Source organism: Vibrio sp. 1-1(7) (genome assembly GCF_013048485.1).
GTDB classification, from domain to species: Bacteria; Pseudomonadota; Gammaproteobacteria; order Enterobacterales; family Vibrionaceae; genus Vibrio; species Vibrio fujianensis.
On sequence record NZ_VHSP01000037.1, the window covers coordinates 1 to 506 of the forward strand.

Here is a 506-nt window from a genome sequence, read left to right on the forward strand (position 1 = left end):
GCTTTTCGCAAGTTACTACGTCCTTCATCGCCTCTGACTGCCTAGGCATCCACCGTGTACGCTTAGTCACTTAACCATACAACCCGAAGAAGTTTCGAGTTGTTGTTTAAACAACCTAAGTTGTCTCACGTTTTATTTTCATGAGTGCGAGACAGATTTTGCCGGACTCAATTTTTGAAAAACTTCCGAAGACGTTTTTCACCAAGCACACTTGAATGTGTATTTTTGGTCTTTATCTTTAAGATAAAGATTGAGAACTTTACAAGTAACTTATCTATCAAGATAAATTACTTTGTCAGCTTTCCAAATTGTTAAAGAGCAAGATTTATCGCTTTTAAAACGAGTAAACCATGTTAAAAAACACTGCTTAGCAATGCGCTTTAAGATGGTATCCCGTAGGGGAGTCGAACCCCTGTTACCGCCGTGAAAGGGCGGTGTCCTAGGCCTCTAGACGAACGGGACACTAGTTGCTGGCTCACCAAACATGAAGCCAAACTCTCTTTACT

General features: G+C 40.9%; 1 tRNA gene. It reads right to left on the reverse strand.

Annotation, left to right across the window (positions count from 1 at the left end):
- Window positions 1–386: 386 nt before the first annotated feature.
- Window positions 387–462, reverse strand: a tRNA-Glu gene (locus FKN05_RS16535).
- Window positions 463–506 lie beyond the last annotated feature (44 nt).